At 64.6% G+C, this 24,497-nt stretch carries 22 protein-coding genes; 7 read left to right on the top strand and 15 right to left on the bottom strand.

Annotated features, from left to right (window positions below; all coding sequences use genetic code 11):
* Positions 1–8: 8 nt before the first annotated feature.
* The 6 genes from LY622_RS05390 to LY622_RS05365 all read right to left on the bottom strand — a co-directional run bounded on the left by LY622_RS05390 (position 9) and on the right by LY622_RS05365 (position 6,142).
* Positions 9–1,019, bottom strand: a complete 1,011-nt coding sequence (locus tag LY622_RS05390; protein WP_234289947.1) for a glycosyltransferase family 2 protein — start codon at positions 1,017–1,019, stop codon at positions 9–11.
* A 553-nt stretch (positions 1,020–1,572) separates the two neighbouring features.
* On the bottom strand, positions 1,573–2,637 hold the full coding sequence (gene fba, locus LY622_RS05385; protein WP_234280483.1) for a class II fructose-bisphosphate aldolase: 1,065 nt from the start codon (positions 2,635–2,637) through the stop codon (positions 1,573–1,575).
* 101 nt (positions 2,638–2,738) lie between these two features.
* Positions 2,739–3,905 carry a phosphoglycerate kinase gene (locus tag LY622_RS05380; RefSeq protein ID WP_234289946.1) on the bottom strand — a complete coding sequence of 389 codons (1,167 nt, stop codon included), beginning with the start codon at positions 3,903–3,905 and terminating at the stop codon, positions 2,739–2,741.
* 65 nt (positions 3,906–3,970) lie between these two features.
* Entirely contained in the window at positions 3,971–4,996 is a 1,026-nt protein-coding gene (locus tag LY622_RS05375; RefSeq protein WP_234289945.1) for a type I glyceraldehyde-3-phosphate dehydrogenase, read from the bottom strand.
* Between the two features lie 74 nt (positions 4,997–5,070).
* The gene (locus LY622_RS05370; RefSeq protein WP_234289944.1) at positions 5,071–5,793 is read right to left on the bottom strand and encodes an LrgB family protein; all 723 of its coding nucleotides are present in this window, start codon (positions 5,791–5,793) and stop codon (positions 5,071–5,073) included.
* Entirely contained in the window at positions 5,786–6,142 is a 357-nt protein-coding gene (locus tag LY622_RS05365) for a CidA/LrgA family protein (RefSeq protein ID WP_234289943.1), read from the bottom strand. The genes LY622_RS05370 and LY622_RS05365 overlap by 8 nt, the downstream gene beginning before the upstream one ends.
* Positions 6,143–6,305: 163 nt before the next feature.
* On the opposite strand from LY622_RS05365, the gene LY622_RS05360 reads away from it, so the two are divergent.
* The 3 genes from LY622_RS05360 (at position 6,306) to LY622_RS05350 (ending at position 8,377) form a co-directional block, all read left to right on the top strand.
* Positions 6,306–6,767, top strand: a complete 462-nt coding sequence (locus LY622_RS05360; protein WP_234289942.1) for an Hsp20/alpha crystallin family protein — start codon at positions 6,306–6,308, stop codon at positions 6,765–6,767.
* Between the two features lie 29 nt (positions 6,768–6,796).
* Positions 6,797–7,198, top strand: coding sequence for an Hsp20/alpha crystallin family protein (locus LY622_RS05355; protein WP_234289941.1), 402 nt, complete (start codon positions 6,797–6,799; stop codon positions 7,196–7,198).
* Positions 7,199–7,324: 126 nt separating this feature from the next.
* On the top strand, positions 7,325–8,377 hold the full coding sequence (locus tag LY622_RS05350) for a class I fructose-bisphosphate aldolase (protein WP_234289940.1): 1,053 nt from the start codon (positions 7,325–7,327) through the stop codon (positions 8,375–8,377).
* A 79-nt stretch (positions 8,378–8,456) separates the two neighbouring features.
* Here LY622_RS05350 and tkt read toward each other — a convergent pair whose 3' ends face one another.
* Positions 8,457–10,448 carry a transketolase gene (gene tkt / locus LY622_RS05345; RefSeq protein WP_234289939.1) on the bottom strand — a complete coding sequence of 664 codons (1,992 nt, stop codon included), beginning with the start codon at positions 10,446–10,448 and terminating at the stop codon, positions 8,457–8,459.
* A gap of 313 nt (positions 10,449–10,761) precedes the next feature.
* On the opposite strand from tkt, the gene metK reads away from it, so the two are divergent.
* The gene (metK, locus tag LY622_RS05340) at positions 10,762–11,982 is read left to right on the top strand and encodes a methionine adenosyltransferase (protein ID WP_234289938.1); all 1,221 of its coding nucleotides are present in this window, start codon (positions 10,762–10,764) and stop codon (positions 11,980–11,982) included.
* A gap of 170 nt (positions 11,983–12,152) precedes the next feature.
* Complete coding sequence (gene ahcY, locus LY622_RS05335) at positions 12,153–13,562, top strand: adenosylhomocysteinase (protein ID WP_234289937.1); 1,410 nt, start codon at positions 12,153–12,155, stop codon at positions 13,560–13,562.
* Here the strand turns inward: ahcY and LY622_RS05330 are convergent.
* The 3 genes from LY622_RS05330 to LY622_RS05320 form a co-directional block, all read right to left on the bottom strand.
* Complete coding sequence (locus LY622_RS05330) at positions 13,559–14,023, bottom strand: hypothetical protein (protein ID WP_234289936.1); 465 nt, start codon at positions 14,021–14,023, stop codon at positions 13,559–13,561. The two genes, ahcY and LY622_RS05330, sit on opposite strands and share 4 nt — an antisense overlap.
* A gap of 5 nt (positions 14,024–14,028) precedes the next feature.
* Positions 14,029–14,388: a DUF6152 family protein gene (locus LY622_RS05325; protein ID WP_066443465.1), complete on the bottom strand. Its 360-nt coding sequence runs from the start codon at positions 14,386–14,388 to the stop codon at positions 14,029–14,031.
* An 88-nt stretch (positions 14,389–14,476) separates the two neighbouring features.
* The gene (locus LY622_RS05320) at positions 14,477–15,409 is read right to left on the bottom strand and encodes an AEC family transporter (protein ID WP_234289935.1); all 933 of its coding nucleotides are present in this window, start codon (positions 15,407–15,409) and stop codon (positions 14,477–14,479) included.
* 238 nt (positions 15,410–15,647) lie between these two features.
* On the opposite strand from LY622_RS05320, the gene metF reads away from it, so the two are divergent.
* Positions 15,648–16,487 (top strand): methylenetetrahydrofolate reductase [NAD(P)H], encoded by an 840-nt coding sequence (gene metF / locus LY622_RS05315; protein WP_234289934.1) that lies wholly within the window; start codon positions 15,648–15,650, stop codon positions 16,485–16,487.
* Positions 16,488–16,561: 74 nt separating this feature from the next.
* Positions 16,562–17,098, top strand: a complete 537-nt coding sequence (gene sodC / locus LY622_RS05310; protein ID WP_234289933.1) for a superoxide dismutase [Cu-Zn] SodC — start codon at positions 16,562–16,564, stop codon at positions 17,096–17,098.
* 69 nt (positions 17,099–17,167) lie between these two features.
* Here the strand turns inward: sodC and LY622_RS05305 are convergent, their stop codons facing one another.
* The 5 genes from LY622_RS05305 to prlC all read right to left on the bottom strand — a co-directional run bounded on the left by LY622_RS05305 (position 17,168) and on the right by prlC (position 24,366).
* Positions 17,168–18,250, bottom strand: coding sequence for a TAXI family TRAP transporter solute-binding subunit (locus LY622_RS05305; protein WP_234289932.1), 1,083 nt, complete (start codon positions 18,248–18,250; stop codon positions 17,168–17,170).
* A 111-nt stretch (positions 18,251–18,361) separates the two neighbouring features.
* Positions 18,362–20,521 (bottom strand): TRAP transporter permease, encoded by a 2,160-nt coding sequence (locus tag LY622_RS05300; protein WP_234289931.1) that lies wholly within the window; start codon positions 20,519–20,521, stop codon positions 18,362–18,364.
* 90 nt (positions 20,522–20,611) lie between these two features.
* Positions 20,612–21,595: a TAXI family TRAP transporter solute-binding subunit gene (locus LY622_RS05295; RefSeq protein ID WP_234280470.1), complete on the bottom strand. Its 984-nt coding sequence runs from the start codon at positions 21,593–21,595 to the stop codon at positions 20,612–20,614.
* Positions 21,596–21,986: 391 nt separating this feature from the next.
* Entirely contained in the window at positions 21,987–22,232 is a 246-nt protein-coding gene (locus LY622_RS05290; RefSeq protein WP_066443493.1) for a YheV family putative zinc ribbon protein, read from the bottom strand.
* Between the two features lie 82 nt (positions 22,233–22,314).
* Positions 22,315–24,366, bottom strand: coding sequence for an oligopeptidase A (prlC, locus tag LY622_RS05285; RefSeq protein ID WP_234289930.1), 2,052 nt, complete (start codon positions 24,364–24,366; stop codon positions 22,315–22,317).
* Positions 24,367–24,497: the final 131 nt, after the last annotated feature.

The raw sequence follows: 24,497 nt of genomic DNA, 5'->3' as shown, positions 1-24,497 counted from the left end.
CGGCAATATCAACTTTCCCTTTGAGCCGTTTCCGGCATGACGATCATCGGCTTGAGAGGCGCTTTTCGTTTATATTCCAGCCGGTTGATGTCGGCTATCTCGGTGCTGGCATCGGCTGCTTCCTGCCTGGGGTAGAAGCTGATGCTCTCGATCATGCCTTGAAACACTATGCCGGCCTTCTTGAATTCACGCCGTCCGATCAACTTGAAGAAAAGTCCTGTGATCTTGAAAAGCTCTTGCAGGACAAGGTATTTCTGATAGTGGCGATATTTCCTGGCAATAAATATCTTGTTGCGTATGTGGTGCCGATATAAGCCAAGCCGCCCCGGGCAGTTGTTTGTCAGGATGGAAATGGGGCCGCTCTCCTGGCGTAAGTGCATGACCTGGCTCTTGCCAACCATGAAGCCCGGTTTATCGCGGGTCACGCGCATGGTGAACTCTGTATCCTCTCCCCAGATGAACATGTCTGAGATGGGGAGTCCGTGTCTTTCCAGGGTGGCACGGTGCAAGAGAATCGAGACGAAGGTGGCGCGACGTACCGGGACGAGCCCATGCTCCAATACCTGGGGCCAGCTCTGGTAACCGATCCTGTTGCTCAGCGAGCTCACTGCCGGCGTGTTGGTGACCGAGCCGCTTTCCGTGACCGCCTTGGACAGGAGGAAGGCCCGGTCGATGCCTTCGCTCTTGAGGAGTTCTTCGGCTTCCTCCAGGCGCTGCAGGGCATCGGGTCGAGGAATGACATCGTCATCCATCACCCAGAGATACTCGGCTCCCTGCTGGTACGCCAGGCGAAAGCCAGTGTTGAAGCCACCTGATGCGCCGATGTTCCGGGGCAGGGTGAAGATAGCCAGCTGGGGGTGGTTATCGGCCAGCAGCATCTCTCGGGTACCGTCGGTGCTGGCGTTGTCAACGACGATAATGCTGTCGCAGGGACGTGTCTGCGCATAGACCGCATCCAGGCACTGCCGGAGAAGCTCTTTACGATTGAAGGTCAGTATGACAGCTGTTACGTTTTTCATGGCAACCTTCCCTGCGATTTCTGTGATGCCATTTTTAGGAGCGTTGGCACTCTCTTGATTTTCCCTGCTGTTTTCTTTCGCCCGACCTGAAGTTGCCACGCCTTTATAAATGCCGGAGGTGACCAGGGGGAACAATTAAGGAATATGTAACAAACAGTGTTGTCATTATTTTTCTGTAACTTTTCGCATCCTGCATGGAGTGTTGCGTGGAGTGTTATGAAATATCAGGCGCTTTTTGATGCCAGGGTCGCCATGCTTCATGTTGGCGGCCGCTGCATTGTTGCGACTGAAACAGGAAGTTACATTTAATAAGCTATGTCAGGGGGGGAGGGGTGTCAATGTGCGCGCTGGGTTTTTGGACTCTATTTCAGCACCATTTTTTTCATTACGATGAGACTAGTGTTCCCGTGATTTTTAATATGTAACTTTGCTACTGGTGGCATTGAGTCGTCATGCACCGGGGCGGTTTCGGTTGCTTGGACTGAGGCTTGCCTCGATGCAGGCCTTGCGGGAAGGCGGATCGCCTTCCCGCAACTATCGAAGGTGCGATCCTTCACTTCACCTTGGGAGCCAGCTCGCCGCGTTCGTAGCGCAGGAACATCTCCTCGAGGTTGATCGGCTTGATCCGGCTGGCGTTGCCGGCGGTTCCGAAGGCCTCGTAGCGAGCAATGCAGACGTCGCGCATGGCGCTGACGGTCTCCTTGAGGAACTTGCGCGGGTCGAACTCGGACGGATTCTGGGCCAGGAAGCGGCGCACCGCGCCGGTGGAGGCCAGGCGCAGGTCGGTGTCGATGTTGACCTTGCGCACGCCGTGCTTGATGCCCTCGACGATCTCCTCGACCGGCACGCCGTAGGTCTCGGGGATCTCGCCGCCGAACTCGTTGATGATCGCCAGCCACTCCTGGGGCACCGAGGAGGAGCCATGCATCACCAGGTGGGTATCGGGGATACGGGCGTGGATCTCCTTGATGCGCTGGATCGACAGCGTATCGCCGGTGGGCGGCTTGGTGAACTTGTAGGCGCCGTGGCTGGTGCCGATGGCGATGGCCAGGGCATCGACCTGGGTCGCCTTGACGAAGTCGGCGGCCTCCTCGGGGTCGGTGAGCAGCTGGTCCATGTCGAGCTTGCCTTCGGCGCCGATGCCGTCCTCCTCGCCGGCCATGCCGGTCTCCAGGCTGCCCAGGCAGCCCAGCTCGCCCTCCACCGAGACACCACAGGCGTGAGCCATCTCCACGGTGCGGCGGGTGACGTCGACGTTGTAGTCGTAATCCATCGGTGTCTTGCCGTCTTCACCCAGGGAGCCATCCATCATCACCGAGGAGAAGCCCAGTTGGATGGAGCGCTGGCACACCGCGGGGCTGGTGCCATGGTCCTGGTGCATGACCACCGGAATGTGCGGGAACTCCTCCACGGCGGCGAGGATCAGGTGGCGAAGAAAGGGCGCGCCGGCGTACTTGCGGGCGCCGGCGGAGGCCTGGACGATGACCGGGGAGTCGGTCTTGTCGGCGGCTTCCATGATGGCCCGCATCTGCTCGAGGTTGTTGACGTTGAAAGCCGGAACGCCGTAGCCGTATTCGGCGGCGTGGTCCAGCATCTGGCGCATGCTGATCAGTGCCATGAAATTACCTGCCTCTGTGTGCAATCTGTCTATGCAATGGGTCTGTGCAATGACGGCGCGGCCGTGGCCGCGCCGATCTAAGGTGCCGGGGGTGAGTCGTCTCAGCGTTCGGCGGCGTCTTCCAGGGCCTTCACCGCCGGCAGGGTCTTGCCTTCCACGTATTCGAGGAAGGCCCCGCCACCGGTGGAGATATAGGAGACGCGATCGCTGATGCCGTACTTGTCGATGGCGGCCAGGGTATCGCCGCCACCGGCGATGGAGAAGCCGTTGCTCTCGGCGATGGCCCGTGACAGCGCCTCGGTGCCGTGGCCGAACTGGTCGATCTCGAACACGCCGACGGGGCCGTTCCACAGGATGGTGCCGGCGTCCTTGAGCAGTCCGGCCAGGCGGCCTGCGGTATCGGGACCGATATCCAGGATCATCTCGTCGTCGCCCACCTGATCCACCGGCTTGACCACGGCGGAGGCCTGCTCGGAGAACTCCGTGGCGACGACCACATCGGTGGGCAGCGGGATCTCCACCCGTGACATCAGCTCCTTGGCCTGGCCGACCAGATCGGCTTCATGCAGCGACTTGCCGACATTGTAACCGGCCGCCGCAATGAAGGTGTTGGCGATACCGCCACCGACGATCAGCTGGTCGCACTTCTCGGAGAGCGCGTTGAGCACGTCGAGCTTGGTGGAGACCTTGGAGCCACCGACGATGGCAACCATGGGGCGCTTCGGCGTGGCCAGCGCCTTCTCCAGGGCGTCGAGCTCGGCGGCCAGCAGCGGGCCGGCGCAGGACTGGGGGGCGAAGCGGGCCACGCCATGGGTGGAGGCCTGGGCGCGGTGGGCGGTGCCGAAGGCGTCCATGACGAAGATATCGCACAGTTCGGCGTACTGCCGGGAGAGGGTCTCGTCGTCGCCCTTCTCGCCGGCATTGAAACGTACGTTCTCGAGCAGCACGACCTCGCCGTCGGCCAGGTCCAGCGAGGCGTCCAGGTACTCCTTGATCAGGGTGACCGGGCGACCGAGCAACTGGCCCAGGTGCTCGGCCACCGGGGCCAGGGAGAACTCCTCGGCCGGCTCGCCTTCGGTGGGGCGGCCCAGGTGGCTCATCAGCATCACCTTGGCACCGGCGTCACGGGCGGCCATGATCGTCGGCAGGCAGGCCCGCAGACGGGCATCGCTGCTCACCTTGCCGTGCTTGACGGGTACGTTCAGGTCCTCGCGGATCAGCACGCGCTGTCCGGAGAGATCGAGGTCGGTCATCTTGAGCACGTTCATCGGGGCGTCTTCCTCATCTGGGGAAACCGAAGCGGGGTCATCGAAACTGGGTTATCGGAGCAGGGTCATGGGGTGTCCGTGGGCATGGCCGCGAGCCGCTGGCTCACATCGAGCATGCGGTTGGCAAAGCCCCATTCGTTGTCGAACCAGCACAGCAGCTTGATCAGGCGGCCGCCCGCCACCCGGGTCTGAGTGGCGTCCACGATACCCGAGCGGGGGTCGTGGTTGAAGTCGCTGGAGGCCATGGGCTCCTCGGTGTAGCCCAGCAGCCCGGCCAGGTGGCCCTGGCAGGCGTGGCGCAGCAGGGCGTTGACCTGGGCGGCCGAAGTATCGCGGCGGACGCAGATCGACAGGTCCATGGCCGAGACGTTGATGGTCGGCACCCGCATGTGCAGGCATTCGAAGCGGCCGGCCAGGTGCGGCATCAGGCGGTTGATGCCGCGCGCCAGGCTGGTGTCCACCGGGACGATGGAGTGCATCGCCGAGCGGGTCAGGCGCAGGTCGGTCTGGTGGTAGGCGTCGATCACCGGTTGGTCGTTCATGGCCGAGTGCACGGTGGTGGTCACGCCGTGCTCGATGCCCAGTGCCTCATCGAGCACGGTGAGGACCGGTATCAGGCAATTGGTGGTGCATGAGGCGGCGGAGACGATGCGGTGGTGCGGTGCCAGGGCGGCGTCGTTGATGCCGCAGACGATGGTGGCATCCACGTCGCTCTCCGCCGGCTGGGAGAAGAGCAGGCGGCCGGCGCCGGCGGCAAGGTGGCGCTCTGCCGTGGCGCGATCCTTGAAGCTGCCCGAGCACTCCAGCACCAGGTCGATGCCCAGCGCATCCCAGGGCAGCCGTGACGGATCGGCTTCCGAGAGAATGCGTATCGGACGTCCGTTGACCACGAGCCGGCCGTTTTCCGCCTTGACGCTGCCGGGGAAGCGGCCGTGGGTGGTGTCGTAGCGGGTCAGGTAGGCGATGGTGTCCAGGTCGGACAGTTCGTTGATCGCCACGACTTCCAGTTCGGGAGCATGGCGCTCTTCCAGGGCGCGCAGCACGCACTGGCCGATACGACCGTAACCGTTGATGGCGATGCGATGGGCCATGGGGCTGCCTGGTACTCCCGAAGCGTGGAACACAAGCCGGCGATTCTAGCGCATTTGCAGGCCGAACGTCTGCTCTAGAGCCCCACCAGTCGCCAGGCGAGGGGCAGGAAGAGGGCGCTGAAGATGCCGGTCAGGCTCATGCCCAGCGAGGCGAAGGCGCCGGCGGTGGCGCCGTACTCGAAGGCGCGTACCGTACCGATCACATGGCCGTTGACGCCCAGAACGAAGCCCAGTACCCGTTCGTCGCGGATACCCAGCCAGCGAGACAGCAGCCCGACGAAGGCGGTGGCCATCACGCCGGTGATCAACAGGCCGCCCATCATCAGGGGAATGACCCCGCCGAGCTGCTCGGTGATGCCCATGGCGATCGGTGCGGTCACCGATTTTGGCGCCAGGGAGGCGAGTACCTCGGGCGTGGCGCCGAGCAGCCAGGCGAGCCCCACCGAGTAGAGCGCGGCCAGCATGGCCGCCGGGGGCAGGGTGCAGAGGACCGGAAGCCAGAGCTCGCGAATGCGCGGCAGCTGTTGGTAGAGCGGCACGGCCAGTGCCACGGTGGCAGGGCCGAGCAGCAGCATCAGCCAGCCGGCGCCGGCGCGATAGTCGTCGTAGTCGATACCGGTCAGCGCCAGGGTCGCGGCCAGCAGCATGGCGGCGATCAGTACCGCGGGGCACCAGCTCGGCTTGCCCAGGCGCAGGAAGAGGCGGGCGCCGGTGAGATAGGCGGCCAGGGTCAGGAAGATGGCCAGCATGGGGGTCTCGAGCCACACCGATTGCAGCCCTGCCAGGCCCTCATTCATCGGAATCCGCCTTCGGCATGAAGCGCAGCATCAGCCAGAGCGTGGTGGCGACGCTGAGCAGGGTGCCGAGCACCAGCGCCACGCCGACGATGAGCCACTGGCCGGCAAACGCCTCGACGATGAAGAACACCCCCACCACACCGGGCATGATCAGCATGGCCAGTATCGCGATCAGCGGCTGGCTGGCGGACTGTATTTCCTGGCTGACGCGGCCTCTCACCATCAGCCACAGGGTCAAGGCGAGCATGCCCACCACCCCGGGGGAGACCGGCAGGTGCAGCAGCCATACCAGGGCCTCTCCCAACAGCAGAAACCCCACCAGCCAGAGAAATCCGTAGAGCGATGACATGACATTCCTTGGCACGAAAATAAGCGGCTCGAAAACCCGTGCGAAAAACGATAGGTCAGGGGCTTGAAAACCGCCCAAGCGCTCCTATTTGCCTGTATAGGGAGGCTCGGGGTCAACCCGGCGGCCTCCTGATCCCAACCCCACTACGTAGGAGGTGTTCGCCATGTTCGGAGATCTCAGGCGTTTCGATAGTGGGCCGCTGCGGGGAGCGGACCGGTTCCGGGAACTGCTGGACGAGCTGTTTCCCGACCCCGGTCTAGCCAACATCCGCTCGGTACCCGCTGGCAGTTATCCCATGATCAACATCGGTCGTACCGACGATGCGGTGCGAGTCTATGTCTTTGCGGCCGGGCTGTCAGCCGATGACATGGAGATCAATATCCAGGACAACGTCTTGACGCTGCAGGGGCGGCGTACCGATGAGGATACCGGGACGCAGGACAATGGCCGGCGCCCCTACTTCCGTCGGGAACGCATCCGGGGCGAATTTGCCCGCTCCATCGCGCTGCCGGAAGGGCTGGATGCCGACCGCGCCGAGGCACGCTCGAGGAATGGGGTCTTCGTGATCCACCTGCCCAAGCGTGAAGAACTCAAGCCGCGTCGTATCGAGATCCAATCCCCATGATGCCTGACGACTGAGGGAGGTGAACCGCCATGAACGATGTCACCCGTCGTGATACGCCCCGAGAGGCTGCCGAGACCCGGGCCCCCGAGCGGGATAGCGGCAGGGCGTTGCAGCCACCGGTGGATATCCATGAAGAGGGCAATGCCCTGCACCTGGTTGCCGATATGCCCGGCGTCACGTCCGACTCGCTGAGCATCGAGGTGGACAACAATGTGCTGACCATCGAGGGCGAGATCCGCCTCGACATGCCGGAAGGGATGTCGGCGATCTATGCCGAGGTGCAGGCACAGCGCTTCGCACGTCGCTTCACCCTGAGCCACGAGATCGATGCCGAGGCGATCGAGGCCCGACTCGACAACGGCCTGCTGCACCTGCTGCTGCCGAAGAAGCAGTCCCACCATCGGCGTCGCATCGAGGTCAGGGCAGCCTGAGCGATGGTCGCTCTTCGAGGCGCTCTCCCACCGGGAGGGCGCCTGCATTTGCAAGCGAGGCGCGCGCTCGGTACGGTTTCCACTACGCTGGGGAAAGTGAAGGCCAAAACCAAGGAGAGGAGCAATATGACTGATATTCCCCAACTACTGGGTGACGACGCCGAATACCTGCTCGATCACCGCTGTCGCGGATTTCCCCGTGAGCAGCTGCACCTGCCCGGCCCCGACTTCATCGACCGCGTGGTGTGCGACAGCGACCGCAGCCCCGCCGTGCTGCGCAACCTGCAGGCGCTGTTCAATCATGGCCGCCTGGCGGGTACCGGCTACCTGAGCCTGCTGCCGGTCGATCAGGGCATCGAGCATTCCGCCGGCGCCTCCTTCGCGCCGAACCCGCGCTACTTCGATCCGGCCAACATCGTCGAGCTGGCCCTGGAGGGGGGCTGCAATGGCGTCGCCTCGACGCTCGGCGTGCTGTCGTCGGTGGCGCGTCGCTATGCCCACCGCATTCCCATGATCCTCAAGCTCAACCACAACGAGACCCTGACCTATCCGGCGATCTATGACCAGACGCTGTTCGCCGAGGTGGAGCAGGCCCACGACATGGGCTGTGCCGCGGTGGGTGCGACCATCTACTTCGGCTCGCCGGAAAGCCGCCGCCAGATCATGGAGATCAGCGAGGCCTTCGAGCGGGCCCACCAGCTGGGCATGGCGACGGTGCTCTGGGCCTACCTGCGCAACCCGGGTTTCAAGCAGGATGGCAAGGATTACCACGTGGCCGCCGACCTCACCGGTCAGGCCAATCACCTCGCCTCGACGCTCAAGGCGGATATCGTCAAGCAGAAGCTGCCGGAAACCAACGGTGGCTACAGCGATATCGGCTTTGGCCATACTCACGCCAAGGTCTACGAAGAACTGACCTCGGATCATCCCATCGATCTGGCTCGTTATCAGGTGGCCTGCTGCTATATGGGGCGCGCCGGGCTGATCAACTCCGGGGGCGGCTCCAAGGGCAATACCGACCTGGGCGAGGCGGTGCGTACCGCGGTGATCAACAAGCGTGCCGGCGGCATGGGGCTGATCTCCGGTCGCAAGGCCTTCCAGAAGCCGGTCACCGAAGGCGTGGAGCTGCTCCAGGCCATCCAGGATGTCTACCTGGACAAGGGTGTGACTGTCGCCTGAGGATGCAGCCAGGCCAAAGGAAAAAGGGCGCGACCGTCAGGTCGCGCCCTTACTATTCCCGCTCAGTGCTGGCTGGCCATCAGCCCAGCAGCTCCTTGGCCTGCTTGACGACGTTATCGACGGTGAAGCCGAAGTGCTTGAACAGGTCCTCCGCCGGGGCGGATTCGCCGTAGGTGCGCATGCCGATCACCCGGCCGTCGAGGCCGACATACTTGTACCAGTAGTCGGCGTGGCCGGCCTCGATGGCGATGCGCTTGGTCACTGCCCTCGGCAGCACGCTGTCGCGGTACTCGGCGTCCTGGCCGTCGAAGCGGTAGGCCGAGGGCATCGAGACCACGCGAATGGCATGACCCTGGCCTTCCAGTTCGGCGGCGGCCTCCATGGCCAGCCCCACCTCGGAGCCGGTGGCGATCAGGATCAGCTCGGGAGTGCCCGCGCAGTCGCGCAGGATGTACCCGCCGCACTGTATCTCGGCCAGCTGCTGCTTGCTGCGCGCCTGGTGCGGCAGGTTCTGGCGCGACAGCACCAGCGCCGTGGGCCCGGAGTTGCGCTTGATGGCGGCATCCCAGGCGGCGGCGGTCTCCACCGCGTCGCAGGGGCGCCAGGTGCACAGGTTCGGCGTGGTACGCAGGTTGGTCAGTTGCTCGATGGGCTGGTGGGTGGGGCCGTCCTCGCCCAGGCCGATGGAGTCGTGGGTGAAGACGTAGATGGCACGCTTGCCCATCAGTGCCGCCATGCGCACCGAGTTGCGCATGTACTCCATGAAGATCAGGAAGGTGGCGCCGTAGGGAATGAACCCGCCGTGAAGCACGATGCCGTTCATGATCGCGCCCATGCCGAACTCGCGCACGCCGTAGTGCAGGTAGTTGCCGCTGGCATCCTCCTTGGAGATCGCCTTGGCGCCGCTCCAGAAGGTCAGGTTGGAGGGCGCCAGGTCGGCGCTGCCGCCAAGCAGTTCGGGCAGCTGAGGGCCCAGCTCGTTCAGGCAGGCCAGCGACGCCTTGCGCGAAGCGATGCTCTCGCCCTGCTGCTGGGCCTTCTCGATCAAGGCCTCGCTGGTGATCTCCGTCGGCAGCTTGCACTGGATGCGGCGCAGAAATTCCTTGGCCAGTGCCGGGTGGGCCTCGCGGTAGCGATCGAATTTGGCCTGCCACGCCTCCTGGGCGCTCTTGCCTGCCTCGCGGGCGTCCCAGCCCTGGTAGACCGGCTCGGGCACGTGGAAGGGCGCATGGGGCCAGTCGAGCTGCTCGCGGGCCGCGGCGACCTCGTCGTCGCCCAGCGGGGCGCCGTGGCACTCTTCCTTGCCCTGCTTGTTGGGGGCGCCGAAGCCGATGACGGTCTTGCAGATGATCAGGCTCGGCCGGTCGTCCTGGCTCTTGGCCAGCTCGATGGCCGCCTTGACCTCATCGGGCTTGTGGCCATCGACGTTGGGCACCACGTGCCAGCCATAGGCCTCGAAGCGCTTGGCGGTATCGTCGGTGAACCAGCCTTCCACCTCGCCGTCGATGGAGATGCCGTTGTCGTCGTAGAAGGTGATCAGCTTGCCCAGGCCCAGGGTGCCGGCCAGTGAGCCGACCTCATGGGAGATACCCTCCATCAGGCAGCCGTCGCCCACGAAGCACCAGGTGTTGTGGTCGACGACGGTGTGTCCCGGGCGGTTGAACTGGGCCGCCAGGGTCTTCTCGGCGATGGCCATGCCCACGGCATTGGCCAGGCCCTGGCCCAGCGGGCCGGTGGTGGTCTCGATGCCGGGGGCATAGCCGAACTCCGGGTGCCCGGCGGTCTTGGCATGGAGCTGGCGGAAATTCTGCAGCTCCTCGAGGCTGAGGTCGTAGCCGGTCAGGTGCAGCAGCGAGTAGAGCAGCATCGAGCCGTGGCCGTTGGAGAGCACGAAGCGATCGCGGTCGGGCCATTTCGGGTCGTTGGGGTTGTGCTTGAGGTAGTCGTTCCACAGCACTTCGGCGATGTCGGCCATGCCCATGGGGGCGCCGGGATGGCCGGACTTGGCCTTCTGTACGGCATCCATGGACAGGGCGCGAATGGCATTGGCCAGTTCGAAACGGGACGGCATTGGGTTGGCTCCTCACCTGCGGCAGAATGGGCAGTCCACGGCGGCACCCAAGTGCCTGCCGGGTTTTCATTCTGGCTGGGGCGCCGCAGGATGGCGGCGGCGCGGTAGAATTTCGGCCGCCTATTGTCGCCGACTTGCCGCCGGTCATCAAATGGCGGGTGTCTCCAAAGGTACCAGCGTGTAAACTCTTGGCCCCGAAAACCCTGGATTCTCTTTCCTGTCGTCTCGATTCCGCCTGTACCGGCAGAGGCTGTTATCCTGACGGGAATTGCGCTGCAGCGTTTTGACGTTACCCAGATGGTCGAGGATGCCCATGAGCGAATACTCCCTGTTCACCTCCGAGTCCGTGTCCGAAGGACATCCGGACAAGATCGCCGATCAGATTTCCGATGCGGTGCTGGATGCCATCATCGCCCGGGACAAGCAGGCCCGTGTCGCCTGCGAGACGCTGGTCAAGACCGGCGTGGCGATCGTCGCCGGCGAAATCACCACCTCGGCCTGGGTCGATCTCGAGGCGCTGGTGCGCGAGGTCATCACCGGTATCGGCTACACCTCCTCCGAGGTGGGCTTCGATGGCGAGACCTGCGGCGTGCTCAACCTGATCGGCAAGCAGAGCGTGGACATCGCCCAGGGGGTCGACCGCGTCAAGCCTGAGGACCAGGGTGCCGGCGACCAGGGGCTGATGTTCGGCTACGCCACCAACGAGACCGACTCCTTCATGCCGGCGCCGATCCACTATGCCCACCGGCTGGTGGAGCGTCAGGCCGAGCTGCGCAAGAACGGCCTGCTGCCCTGGCTGCGCCCGGACGCCAAGAGCCAGGTCACCTTCCGCTACGACGAGGCCGGCATGCCCTGCGGCGTGGAGGCGGTGGTGTTGTCGACCCAGCACGACCCGGAGATCGACCAGGTCGAACTGCGCAAGATGGTCAAGCACGAGATCATCGAGCAGGTGATCCCCGAGGAGTGGCTCACCGAGGCGACCCAGTACCATATCAACCCCACCGGCAAGTTCGTCATCGGTGGGCCGGTAGGCGACTGCGGGCTGACCGGGCGCAAGATCATCGTCGATACCTACGGCGGCATGGCACGCCATGGGGGCGGCGCCTTCTCCGGCAAGGACCCCTCCAAGGTCGACCGCAGCGCCGCCTACGCCGGCCGCTACGTGGCCAAGAACATCGTCGCCGGCGGCCTGGCCGACAAGTGCGAGATCCAGGTTTCCTACGCCATCGGCGTGGCCCAGCCGACCTCGGTGGCGATCAATACCTTCGGCACCGGCAAGGTGGACGAGGCGCGCATCATCGAGCTGGTGCGCGAGCACTTCGACCTGCGCCCCTTTGCCATCACCCGCATGCTCGACCTGCTTCACCCCATGTATCAGCTCACCGCGGCCTATGGTCATTTCGGCCGCGAGCCCTTCGAGACCTCCTACAGCTGGAAGGACGACAAGGGGCAGGAGCAGACCGAGACCTTCACGGCCTTTCCCTGGGAGCGGATCGATCGCGCCCAGGCGCTGCGTCAGGCCGCCGGCCTCTAACCGATACCCGGCAGCCAGCCTGCGTGACAGACAGACGCCCGGCCCTGTGCCGGGCGTCGTCGTCTGGTGTGGCCGCTGCGGCTTCGCCTTGCGTGAAAGGGATGACTTGGCGCGGGCGGCCCCGCTGGGCCTATAGTGAGGGTCACCGATTCCAATCGACGAGGTGACGCATGAACCAGGCCGCCGTTTCTGCCCTGAATGCTCAGGATCACAAGGTTGCCGATATCACGCTGGCCGACTGGGGGCGTCGCGAGATTCGCATCGCCGAGACCGAGATGCCCGCGCTGATGGCGATCCGCCGCAAATACCACGCAGAGCAGCCGCTGGCGGGCGCCCGCATCGCCGGGTGCATCCACATGACCATCCAGACCGCGGTGCTGATCGAGACCCTGATAGACTTGGGCGCCTCGGTGCGCTGGTCGTCCTGCAACATCTTCTCTACCCAGGATCATGCTGCCGCCGCCATCGCGGCCGCCGGCATCCCGGTGTTCGCCTGGAAGGGCGAGACGGAGGAGGAGTTCTGGTGGTGCATCGAGCAGACCGTGGAAGGCCCCGACGACTGGCGACCCAACATGGTGCTGGACGACGGCGGCGACCTCACGGCCCTGTTGCATGAGAAGCGCCCGGAACTGCTGGCCGAGATTCATGGCATCTCGGAGGAGACCACTACCGGCGTGCACCGGCTCCAGGAGATGCTGCGCGACGGCTTGCTCAAGGTGCCGGCCATCAACGTCAACGACGCCGTGACCAAGTCGAAGAACGACAACAAGTACGGCTGCCGCCATTCGCTCAACGATGCGATCAAGCGGGGCCTGGATCATCTGCTGGCCGGCAAGCAGGCGCTGGTGGTGGGCTACGGCGACGTGGGCAAGGGCTCGGCGGCGTCGCTGCGCCAGGAGGGCATGATCGTCAAGGTCGCCGAGATCGACCCGATCTGCGCCATGCAGGCGTGCATGGACGGCTTTGAAGTGGTCTCGCCCTATGTGGATGGCGTCAATCGCGGGTCGGAGAGCGTCGACCGGGCACTGCTGGGCCGGATCGACCTGGTGGTGACCTGCACCGGCAACATCCGCGCCTGCGATGCCGCCATGCTCGGCGCCCTCAAGTCCGGCGCTGTGGTCTGCAACATCGGTCACTTCGACAACGAGATCGATACCGGCTACATGCGTCGCCACTGGCACTGGGAGGAGGTCAAGCCCCAGGTGCACAAGGTCTATCGCGACAGCAAGCCGGGCAGCTTCGACCCGGCAAGCAGCGACTACCTGCTGCTGCTCTCCGAAGGCCGCCTGGTCAACCTGGGCAATGCCACGGGCCACCCTTCGCGGATCATGGACGGCTCCTTCGCCAATCAGGTGCTGGCGCAGATCCATCTCTTCGAGCGACGCTTCGCCGACCTGCCCGAGGAGGCGCGGCGCGACGGCCTGGAAGTCACCGTGCTGCCGCGCCATCTCGATGAAGAGGTGGCCCGCTACATGGTCGAGGGCTTCGGCGGGGTGCTCACACGCCAGACCGAGGACCAGGCCGAGTACACCGGGGTGCCGGTGGAGGGGCCCTTCAAGCCCGACACCTATCGCTACTAGCCATCGACGAAGGCGAGGAAGCGTCCGGCAACCAGTGCGGAGAGCCACAGGCCAAGTGACAGGGCACCGCTGATACGCAGCCGTAGCGCCGTTGCCTTGGCCAGCCCCGGCCCCAGGTTGAGCAGCAGGGCATTGGCGATCGCCAGGCCGATCAGTCCCAGCTTGAGCTGGAAGAGCGGCATGCCGGCATAGCCGGTGGGGTCGGCGAGAAACAGCAGGCCACCTATGGCGATGGCCAGCAGCAGCCCGCCGATAGCCACCGGCTGCAGCAACCGGGCCAGTGCGGAAAGCGGGAGGTCGCGGCGCCACCCCATCAGGCGCAGGTCGAGCGCAGCGATGGCGCCGATCATCAGGCCAATACCCAGCACATGCAGGGCGTTGACAACGGCATAGCCCCACCGCGACAGGCGCATCCACTCGGCCAGCGGAGTCGCCGCCAGCCGAGTCAGCAGCTCTTCCATCGGGCTTAGATGCGCCCGGGGTAGAGGACGTAGTGCTCTTCGCCGATCCACAGCTGCTCGGCCTTGAGCAGCCGTTCAGCGGCATGTTCGCCAGACACGCGCAGGGTCACCCCTTCGGCCAGGTCGCCCTCTTCCAGGCCGGCGCGCTCGTTGCGCCAGGGCTGCCCCACCTCTACCGTCCACTCCTCCCCGTCGACGTCCAGGGTCAGCTCGCCGTGGGGATTGCCCAGGCGTACCCAGGTGATGGTGCCGCTGAGTTCGATGGTCTCGCCACCGATCCAGCCATGGTGAGCCTGGACAGGGCTTACGAACAGCAGCAGGGCGCACAACAGGGCGCCCCAGCCGACTCCTGATAGCCGTGACATGGTCCTCTCCTTCCTGTGCAGGGGTTTCCTTACAGGCTAGCCATGCCGGCATGGGTTGCAAGACGGCTGATGGGTGGGCTGCCCTATTTCACCCCAGCCCGGTCAGGCGTATCAGGCCCTCCAGGTAGAAGGGGATCAGCAACGGCGCCGCCAGGGTGGTCAGCAGCACCGCAATGGCACCCTTTTCCGGCCGGATGCCTAGCTCCATGGCGACCACCACCACATTGGCGGCCATGGGCACTACCCCCACCAGCAGCAGGGCCATGGCCAGCTCGATCGACAGTGAAAAGAACGCCTGCAGACCGAGCACGGCCAGCAGTGCGACCAGGGGCCAGAGGCCGAAACGCACCGCCACGCAGGCACTGATGAAGCGGCCGTCGAACTCCCTTACCGATACGCGACTCAGGGTCATGCCGATGATCATCATGCCCAGCAGGGTATAGGTGGCCGGGAACACGGCCAGGCCGTCCATGATTGCGACGGGAATCGCCAGCCCCAGGCCACTGGCCAGCAGGGCGGCGAGGAAGGCGTAGATCAGCGGCAGCCGGATGATCTTGATCAGGCTCTGACGTACCGAAAACTGGCCCCGGGCGCTGAGATAGAAGCCCACCGTGAACTCGTAGAGGGTGACCCCGAGGACACAGAACAGGTAGAGCGTCACGCCTTCGGGGGGCAGCAGGACCATGGCGATCGGCAGGCCAAAGTAGCCGGTGTTGCCGGTGCCGGCCGAAAAGGCCAGCAGGGCGCTCTCCTGGGCGGGGAGAAAGCGCTTGCCCACCAGATTGACGAGGATGGCCATCAGACTGGCCAGCGCGAACAGGGCCAGGGTCAGCAGCAGGTACCCCGGTGTCGGGCCGCCGAGGGTGAGGCCGCGAAAGAAGGTGAGCGGGGCAATGAGGTAGATCAGCAGCGTGGCGATGGGGCGCGGGTCCACGGCCAGATGCCGAGCCGCCAGCCAGCCCAGGCCGACGAAGGCCAGCAGCGTCCAGAGAGGGCCCATCAGGGCGCCGGGGTCGATCATCGTCTTTTCAATCCCTTGCCGAAAGCCGTCATGATGCCTGGCGCTCACGCTTCTGTCAGCGAGTCGCGTCGACCGCTGCCCTCAACATGACCGGAACTAATGTGCATGCCCGGAAACTTTCATTGGTCTCTCTTGAGGCTGCCCGGCAAAATGGTGGCCATAGACTCGAAGCAGAGTGATCGATACATCGTGGCGCGGCCCATTTCGGCCTCGCCGGCTAACGAAGAGAGATTGACCGATGAGCACGCAGGCACACCCGCTGGGTATCAGTTACGAATTCTTTCCGCCGAATACCGACCTCGGGCGTGAGAAGCTGATGGGTGTGCGCGATGCCCTTGCCGAACGCAACCCGCGCTTCTTCTCGGTGACCTACGGCGCCGGCGGTTCCACCCAGGCTCGCACCATCAGTACCGTGCAGGCCGTGCGCGAGTCGGGTATCACCACCGCCCCGCATCTCTCCTGTGTCGGTAGCGAGAAAGCCCAGCTGCGTGACCTGCTGCATCGCTATCGTGAGCAGGGCATCGACAGCCTGGTGGCGCTGAGGGGGGATCTTCCCTCAGGCATGGGCGGCATCGGCGAGCTGCGCTACGCCAACGAGCTCGTCGAGTTCATCCGTGAGGAGACCGGCGATCACTTCGAGATCGCGGTGGCGGCCTATCCGGAATCCCACCCCCAGGCGCCCAGCTTCGAGAAGGACCTGGAGAACTTCGTGCGCAAGATGAAGGCGGGAGCCAACCTCGCCGTCACCCAGTATTTCTTCACCGCCGATGCCTACTTCCACTTCGTGGAGCGGGCGCGTGCGCTGGGCGTCGAGGCGCCCATTATCCCGGGCATCATGCCGATCACCAACTACACCAAACTGGCACGATTCTCCGACGCCTGCGGTGCAGAGATCCCACGCTGGATTCGCAAGCAGCTCGAGGCCTATGGCGATGACAGCGAATCCATTGCGGCCTTCGGCGAGGAAGTGGTTTCACGGCTGTGCCAGCGACTGCTGGATGGTGGTGCCCCGGGCCTTCACTTCTATACGCTCAATCAGGCCACACCGAGCCTGCGCATACTCGACAATCTGAGCTGAGCACTGGCCTGCTGTCGTTTCAGCGTCTAGCTTGATCCATGCATGTCCATGGAATCAGGAACAGGAGACGCTAGATGCGCAATGCCATCCTACCGGGAGTCGCTGCCGCCTCCCTTCTGCTGGCCGCCAGTGCCAGCCACGCCGACGAGCGACATGACGTCGAGATAAATCTGGTGAGTGCCGATGGTATCGAGGACGCCATCGGTACCATCACGCTGGAAGAGAGCCACGGTGGTCTGCTGCTTACGCCCGACCTGAGCGGGTTACCGCCGGGTGTCTACGGCTTTCACGTGCATGAGCATGCCAGCTGCGAGCCAAGCGAGAACGACGACGGCGAGATGACCGCGGCCGGCGAGGCGGGCGGGCACTATGACCCCGACGATACCGATACCCACCAGGGCCCCTATGGCGACGGTCACCTGGGTGATCTGCCGGTACTGGTCGTCAATGAGGAGGGTGAAGCCAACCTGCCGGTGCTGGCACCGCGACTCAGCCTCGATGACATGGATGGGCGAAGCCTGATGATCCATGCAGGGGGCGATACCTACTCGGACGAGCCTCATCTTGGCGGTGGCGGTGATCGCATGGCCTGCGGCACGGTCGAGTTCTGACGGACGACAGCATGGCCGAGAACGCAGAAGGCCCCGCCAAGGCGGGGCCTTCTGCTGTGTTGCCGGGGGTTAGTCGGTGGTGTCCGTTGGCATCGTCTCGTCGTTGGCGTCATCGGCGGCGACGTCTGCCGCTTCCTCCTCCGGGCGCATCTCCGGCGGCAGCATGGCAGTCGGTACCTCGAGGCCTTGCTCCTCGTAATAGCGCACCGCTCCGGGGTGGAACCAGAGCACATCGTTCTTGTCCAGGTGTTCCGCCCTGGCTTCGGCCATGGCGGGGTGGATCGCCTCCATGGTTTCGTTGTCATCCAGCACCAGCTTCATCAGCTCATAGACAAAGCTCTCGGGGAGATCCTTATGGCCGATGGCGAAGTTCCAGAAGGCCACCGACGCATGGGGGGCATCCATGGACGCGTAGGTATCGGCGGGGATCTCGAACGAGGCGACCGGGAAAGCTTCCATCAGCGTGGCCTGCTCGTCCTCGGTCAGCCCGAACATGTGTACATCATGGTTGCGCTCGAGGCGCTGGAAGGCGCGGATCGGCAGGCCGGCACAGAAGGCAAAGGCATCGCTGAGCCGCGACGGCAGGTAGTCCGCCAGGTGATTGGCCCCGGCGTACTGCAGGTGGACGTCCTCGACGCCCAGTGCGTCCAGAAACTGTGGCCAGTAGGCGGCACAGGTGCCGCCCATGGGACCCACGCCGACCCGCTTGCCGCTCAGGTCGTCGATGCTCTCGATCCCCGAGTCGGCCATCGTCACCACATGGAAGGGCGTCTGGTACATGGGGAAGAGGGCGCGGACGTTGCGCATCTCTTCGCCGGGAGCGGCGACGCCCTCTCCGTCCCACAGTTCCCGGGCCGGGCCCAGGGTAACCAGACCCAGCTCCGCTTCTCCCGTATGGACCAGCGTCATGTTGTGGTAGGGCCCGCCGGTGGCCTGGGACAAGGCAAGCACGTCCAGCGTGTCGCTGATGTGGGTCACCAGGCCGTCGCCAACGACCTGATAGGTGCCGCCGAGGGAGGCGGTACCCAGGTGGACCCGCTCGGGCCAGTCGTCGCGCTCGTCGGAGAGGGCGTTGCCGGCCAGCAGAGTGCTGGCCAACAGGGTGCCGGCGGCAAGGAGGGGGGGGAGGATCGTACACCGTAAGCTAGCCATGGCTTGCCTCCTGCGGTTGTTCGGTCTTGCTGACTAAACGGCCGGAGCGGCGGATGCCGCCCCGGCCGGGCTTGCTGGCGTTCGAGCCGAGGACTCAGTCGAGCCGAGGACTCAGTTCGGGACGCCGGGCTTGGCCTTGAGGGCGGCGGCTTGCCACAGGAAGACCAGCCCCCCGATACCCAGGCCGACCAGGTCGGTCATCCAGCCGCCGGCGATCATCGACAGTGCCGCTGCCAACAGCAGGACACGCTGCACCAGGTTGGCTACACCGTTGAGGAACCAGCCCTGGACGGCGGCCGCCAGCAGGTAGATGCCGATGGCGGCGGTGATGGCAACGCGCAGGATCTGCATCCAGGTGCCATCCATCAGCAGCGCCGGGCTGTAGAAGAACATGAAGGGCACGATGAAGGCGGCCAGGCCGAACTTGAAGGAGGTCATGGCCGTTTTCAGCGGATCGGTGTTGGCGATGGCCGCGGCGGCATAGCCGGCCAGTGCGACGGGTGGCGTTATCGCCGAGAGCACCGCGTAGTAGAACACGAAGAAGTGGGCGACCAGCGGCGGGATGCCGATCTGCTGCAGGCCGGGCGCGACCACCGAGGCGGCGACGGCGTAGGCTGCGGTGGTGGGCATGCCCATGCCCAGCAAGATCGAGATACACATGGCGAAGAACAGCGCCAGCAGGTGGCTGGCATCGGCGATGCCCAGCAGCATGGAGGCGAAGCGGGCACCGACCCCGGTCAGCGAGATGACCCCGACGATGATGCCGGCACAGGCGCACACGGCGATCAGCGGAATGGCCATGCGTGCGCCCAGTGACAGGGCGTTGAGCAGCGCCTTGGGCCCCATCCAGTGCGGGGTGAACCAGGAGACGACGGCGGCGCTGACCATGGCCAGGGTGCCGGCACGAATCACCGAGTAGCCCATGAACAGGGTGCCGATCAGGATGATGATGGGCAGGAAGAGATAGACCTGCTTGACCAGTTTGCGGAACTGCGGGATCTCGTCCTTGCTCATGCCCTCCATGCCGTCGCGGCGCGCTTCCAGGTCGACCATCAGGTAGATGGAGAGGAAGTAGAGCGCGGCGGGAATCAGCGCGGCAATGGCGATCTCGGTATAGGGGATACCGGTGATCTCGGCCATGATGAAGGCGCCTGCGCCCATGATCGGCGGCACGATCTGGCCGCCGGTGGAGGCGGCTGCCTCGATACCGCCGGCGCTGCGCGGATGGTAACCCACCTTCTTCATCAGCGGGATGGTCAGCGAGCCGGTGGCCACCACGTTGCCGGCGGAGGTGCCGTTGATCATGCCCATCAGGCCGGAGGCGAACACCGCGACCTTGGCCGGGCCACCCCGGGCGCGGCCGGCGGCGGCGAAGGCGAAGTTGATGAAGTAGTCACCCACCTTGGAGGCCTGCAGGAAGGCGGCAAAGGTGATGAATAGAATGATATAGGTCGACGAGACGGCGGTGGTCGGCCCGAGGATGCCGTTGTCGGTATAGAGATAGGTGAAGAAGCGCGCGGCCGAGTACCCGCGATGTTCCAGCAGGCCCGGCAGGTAAGGCCCGGCGAAGGCGTAGATCAGGAAGACGCCGGTGATGGCGATCAGTGCGAGGCCGGCCACACGGCGGGTCAATTCCATGATCAGGGCCACGCCCACGGCGGCGATCATGAATTCGTTCTGCCCGGCAAACGGCGTGCCGGCAGCCATGCGCCAGCGATTGAGCACAAGAACGAGATAGGCGGCAACGAGGATCGAGGCAACGATCAGGATCGCGTCGGCCCAGTGGATGGAGCGGCTGGAGCTGCGCCATATCCAGCTGCTGACCAGGGCAATGGTGGTGGCGAACACCAGCGACCAGCTCAGATGCACGACCAACCAGTTGGCAGGCGGCGTGCCGGCTTCGCGCATGTACCAGGCGTAGAGAATCGTAAAGGTGGCATAGATAATGGCAGCGGCCGCGGGAATCAGGGCAAACCACTCGAGGCGGTTGATGCGTACCTGCTCGGGGCTGCGGTCCAGCGTCATGGCTGCAGTAATGGCGAAGCCAACGGCGAGACCGCCCGCCACGTGAATGATGCGAAACGTCCAGGTCTCGATGGGGGATACGTTGAGGGCGTAGAGGTGCATGGCCGTGAACAGCACACAGGCGAGGAATACCGTCTGGCCGACCAGGCCGGAGAGTACCCGCTCATTATGTGCGATGGGGACGTCAGCGACCCCATCTGTGCCGATCTTGGGTGCGGCTTCGTTGGGTTGGGTTTCGTGATTCATGCCGGAGTGCCTAGAAGGTTACGGGTGCCTGCGTTGGGCGAGGCGTTGACGCCGGCCCGGAGGCCGGCGTCGTTGGCGCGTTGATTGAACTCAGCCGCGCAGATCTTCCGGGATGTCGTAGCCGTTCTCTTCGAACCAGCGCACGGCACCCGGATGCCAAGGCATGAAGGTGTTGTGTTCGAAGTTCTCGGGCACGGTCTCACGCGCGGCGCCGTGGATCTGCTGCATACGCTCGTGGTTCTCCATCACCGTCTTGGTCACTTCGTAGACCAGTGATTCCGGCATGTCCTTATGGGTGATGGCGAAGTTCCAGATGGAGATGGCCGGCAGATCTTCTTCAAGGCTGTTGTACACGGATGCCGGGATGGTGGACGGCGACAGCTCGGGGTAGTCGCCCAGTACCCGATCCATGTCCTCCTCGGAGAAGGAGAAGATGTTGACGTTGGCCTGGGCCTCGAGCTGGCTGAAGGCCGAGATCGGCACGCCGGCGGCGAAGGCGAAGGCGTCGATCAGGCCATCCTGAAGCTGGCCTGCCTGGTCGGAGGCGCCGCCGTTACGGGTGTCGACGTCGAGGCCGAGTTTTTCGAACAGCTGCGGGTAGTACATGTCCGACGTGCCGCCGGCCGGGCCCACGCCCACGGTCTTGCCGTCCAGGTCAGCCACGGAGGTGATGTTGGAGCCTTGCAGAGTGATGATCTGCAGGGTGGTCTGGTACATCGGGAAGACGGCGCGTATATCGGTGTGCTCGACGCCCGGCGCCAGCTCGCTCTCACCGATCCAGGCCTGGTAGGCGGGTCCCATGGTGACCATGCCGAAGTCGTGCTCGCCCATCTGTACCAGGGTGGCGTTCTGGACCGGGCCGCCGGTCACTTCAGCGCCGAAGGAAACGTCGATGGCGTCACCAACCAGGTTGGCCCAGCCGGAACCGTAGATGTAGTAGGTGCCGCCTTGGCTGGCGGTGCCCACGGTCAGGCTGCGGGGCCAATCTTCGCGGTCATCGGCCTGGACGCCGGTTGCTACCAGGGCGGCGCTCAAGCATGAGGTTACGATCAGCTTGGATGCTGCATGTCGCATGGTGTCACTCCAATCGAGTTGTCGTTATGAGAGCGTAACGCTTCAGTGAATAGAACGAACGCTCAGGAAAAGTCTGGCGTACAACACCCAGTATAGGCAATCGGCGTGCCTTGAAAGGCAAAATGCTATTTGCTCAATAGTTTGAGCAAACGGGGTTAGACCAAGGTCGAGGGTGCTGGCGACCGCTCTGGCTGGGATGTCGCACGGGGGGAGTGGGGGTGTGTGCGGGTCTCCGCACACTCCAGGTCATCGTGGCGGGGGTGGGGTGACCCGTACGGCAATCAGTCGATTCGCCAGGTCGTACTCAGCGTAAGGGATCGAGCCTCTGCTGGCGCAGACGCTCGGCCAGATCACGCTGCCAATGTTGACGAACGGCTTGCACGGGGCAGGATCAACGTCCTTTGGGGTCGAGAATCCTGACGGTCTGAATGGTGTCGTTGCGCTGTTCCTCACGCTCCCGGTTGACCCGGGTTTCCAGCTCGTCGTGGGCATCGTCCGCGATGGCGGCCTGCTCGAAGAAGTCGCAGTTGACACAGTCGCGGTAGCGAATCCCGTTCTGCTCCCAGGCGCGGATGCGGTCCATCTCGGCGCAGCGAGGGCAGATGGCACCGGCGATAAAACGTTTCTGAACGGCCATGGAAACTCCCGTATGGCAGCCACCGGGGCGGCAATGCCCCGATGGCGGTCGATGGTCGATACCCCGTGGAGCGGGTATCGGGTCAGGCGGCACGAATCCCGCTATGGCGCAGCAGCGGTTCTACGCTGGGCTCGCGTCCCCGGAACGCCCGGAACAGCTCGGCGGCATCCCGGGCGCCACCCTGCTCGAGAATCTCGTGGCGGAAACGCTGGCCGGTCTCGAGATCGAAGATCCCGGCCTCCTCGAAGGCGCTCCAGGCATCGGCGGAGAGTACCTCGGCCCACTTGTAGCTGTAGTAGCCCGCCGCGTAGCCGCCGGCGAAGACATGGCTGAAACCGTTCTGGAAACGGTTGAAATCGGCCCGGGGTACCACCGAGACGGCGGCACGCACGTCGTCGAGCAGCGCCTGTACGTCGGCGGCCGTGGGGGCGGCCAGCTCATGATGCAGGCGCAGGTCGAACAGGGAGAACTCGAGCTGGCGCACCAGGCCCATGGCCGACTGGAAGTTCCTGGCGTCCTGCAGGCGCTCGAGCAGCTCGCTCGGCAGCGCTTCGCCGGTGTCGACATGGCCGGCGATCAGGTCCAGCCCTTCGCGCTCCCAGCAGAAGTTCTCCATGAACTGGCTGGGAAGCTCCACGGCGTCCCATGCCACCCCGTTGATGCCGGAGATATCGGCTACGGTCTGCCGGGTCAGCATATGATGCAGCCCGTGCCCGAATTCGTGGAACAGGGTGGTGACCTCGTCATGTGTCAGCAGGGCGGGCCTGTCGCCCACCGGGCGGGTGAAGTTGCAGGTGAGATAGGCCACCGGCAGCTGCAGGGAGCCATCTTCACGGCAGCGCCGCACCCGGCACTCGTCCATCCAGGCGCCGCCACGCTTGCCTTCTCGGGCGTAAAGGTCGAGATAGAAGCCGGCGATGGCCTGGCCGTGCTCGAGGATCTGGAAGTAGCGAACTTCCGGGTGGTAGCGCGGGGCCGAGGCATCCTCCTGAAATGTCACGCCATAGAGACGCTCGACGACCCGGAACAGCCCGTCCACCACCCGGGGCGCCGGGAAGTAGGGACGCAGCTGCTCCTGGGAAATGGCGTGGCGCGCTTCGCGCAGCTTCTCGCTGGCATAACCCACGTCCCAGGGAGAGAGCTCGGCGATGCCCAGCTCGCTACGGGCGAACTCGGCCAGCTCATCGAACTCCTCGCGGGCCTGGGGCACGGCGCGCCTGGCCAGGTCGTCCAGGAAATCGATCGCCTGTCGGGGCGACTCGGCCATCTTGGTGGTCAGGGAGTAGTCGGCATAGGTGGCAAAGCCGAGCAGCTCGGCCAGCTCGCGGCGCAGGCGCAGGGTCTCCTCGATAATCGGTGCGTTGTCGTGTTCGCCGGCGTTGGGGCCCTGGTCGGAGGCGCGGGTGACGAAGGCCGTGTAGACCTCGCGGCGCAGCGACGCATCGTCGGCGAAGGTCAGCACCGGATAGAAGCTGGGGAAGTCCAGGGTAATGCGATAGCCGCGCGCATTCTTGGCCTCGGCGTTGGCGGCAAGCGTCGCCAGGGCGCTCTCCGGCAGGCCGGCCAGCTGGGCAGCGTCGTCGATGTCCTTGTGCCATGCCTGGGTGGCATCCAGCAGCTGGTTGGAGAAGGTATTGGAGAGTTCGGAGAGCCGTGACTTGATCTCGCCGTAGCGCTCCTTCTTCTCGGCGGGCAGGTCGACGCCGGCGAGGTGGAAGTCGCGCAGGGCGTTGTCGATGCTGCGGCGCTGACCTTCATCCAGCGACTCCCAGGCAGGCCCCTCCTTCAGCGCCTGCCAGGCCAGGAACAACCCTTCGTGCTGGCCAAGCCAGGTGCCGTAGTCGGAGAGCTGGCCCAGGCAGGCCTGATACGCTTCGCGAAGTTCGGGTGTGTTCATGGTGCCATTGAGGTGAGAGACCGGCGACCAGGCCCGGGAGAGGCGGTCGTTGAGGGCCTCCAGGGGAGCGGCGAGGCTTTCCCAGGTCGGCGTCTCCTGCTGCGCGCGCGCGACAAGGGCATCGATGGCTGCACGGTTTTCCGCGATCAGCTTTTCAATGGCCGGCACGACATGGGCCGGGCCTATATCGGCAAAGGGTGGCAGGTCGTGGGAGTCGAGCAGCGGATTGTGGGACATGCACACCTCGGGAACAGGGAGGAAAGATGGGTAGGTATCAGGTTAACCGTAATTGGCTTTAGATGCGGCCGGGCAGGCCGGGTTTCAATGCATGACGGGATATCGAAGGATTTGGTGCCATCGAGCCGGCC

Origin of the sequence: Halomonas alkalisoli (genome assembly GCF_021412585.1) — a bacterium.
GTDB classification, from domain to species: domain Bacteria; phylum Pseudomonadota; class Gammaproteobacteria; order Pseudomonadales; family Halomonadaceae; genus Halomonas; species Halomonas alkalisoli.
Note: the sequence above shows the minus strand (reverse complement) of the source record. Positions and strands in the feature narration are given on the sequence as shown.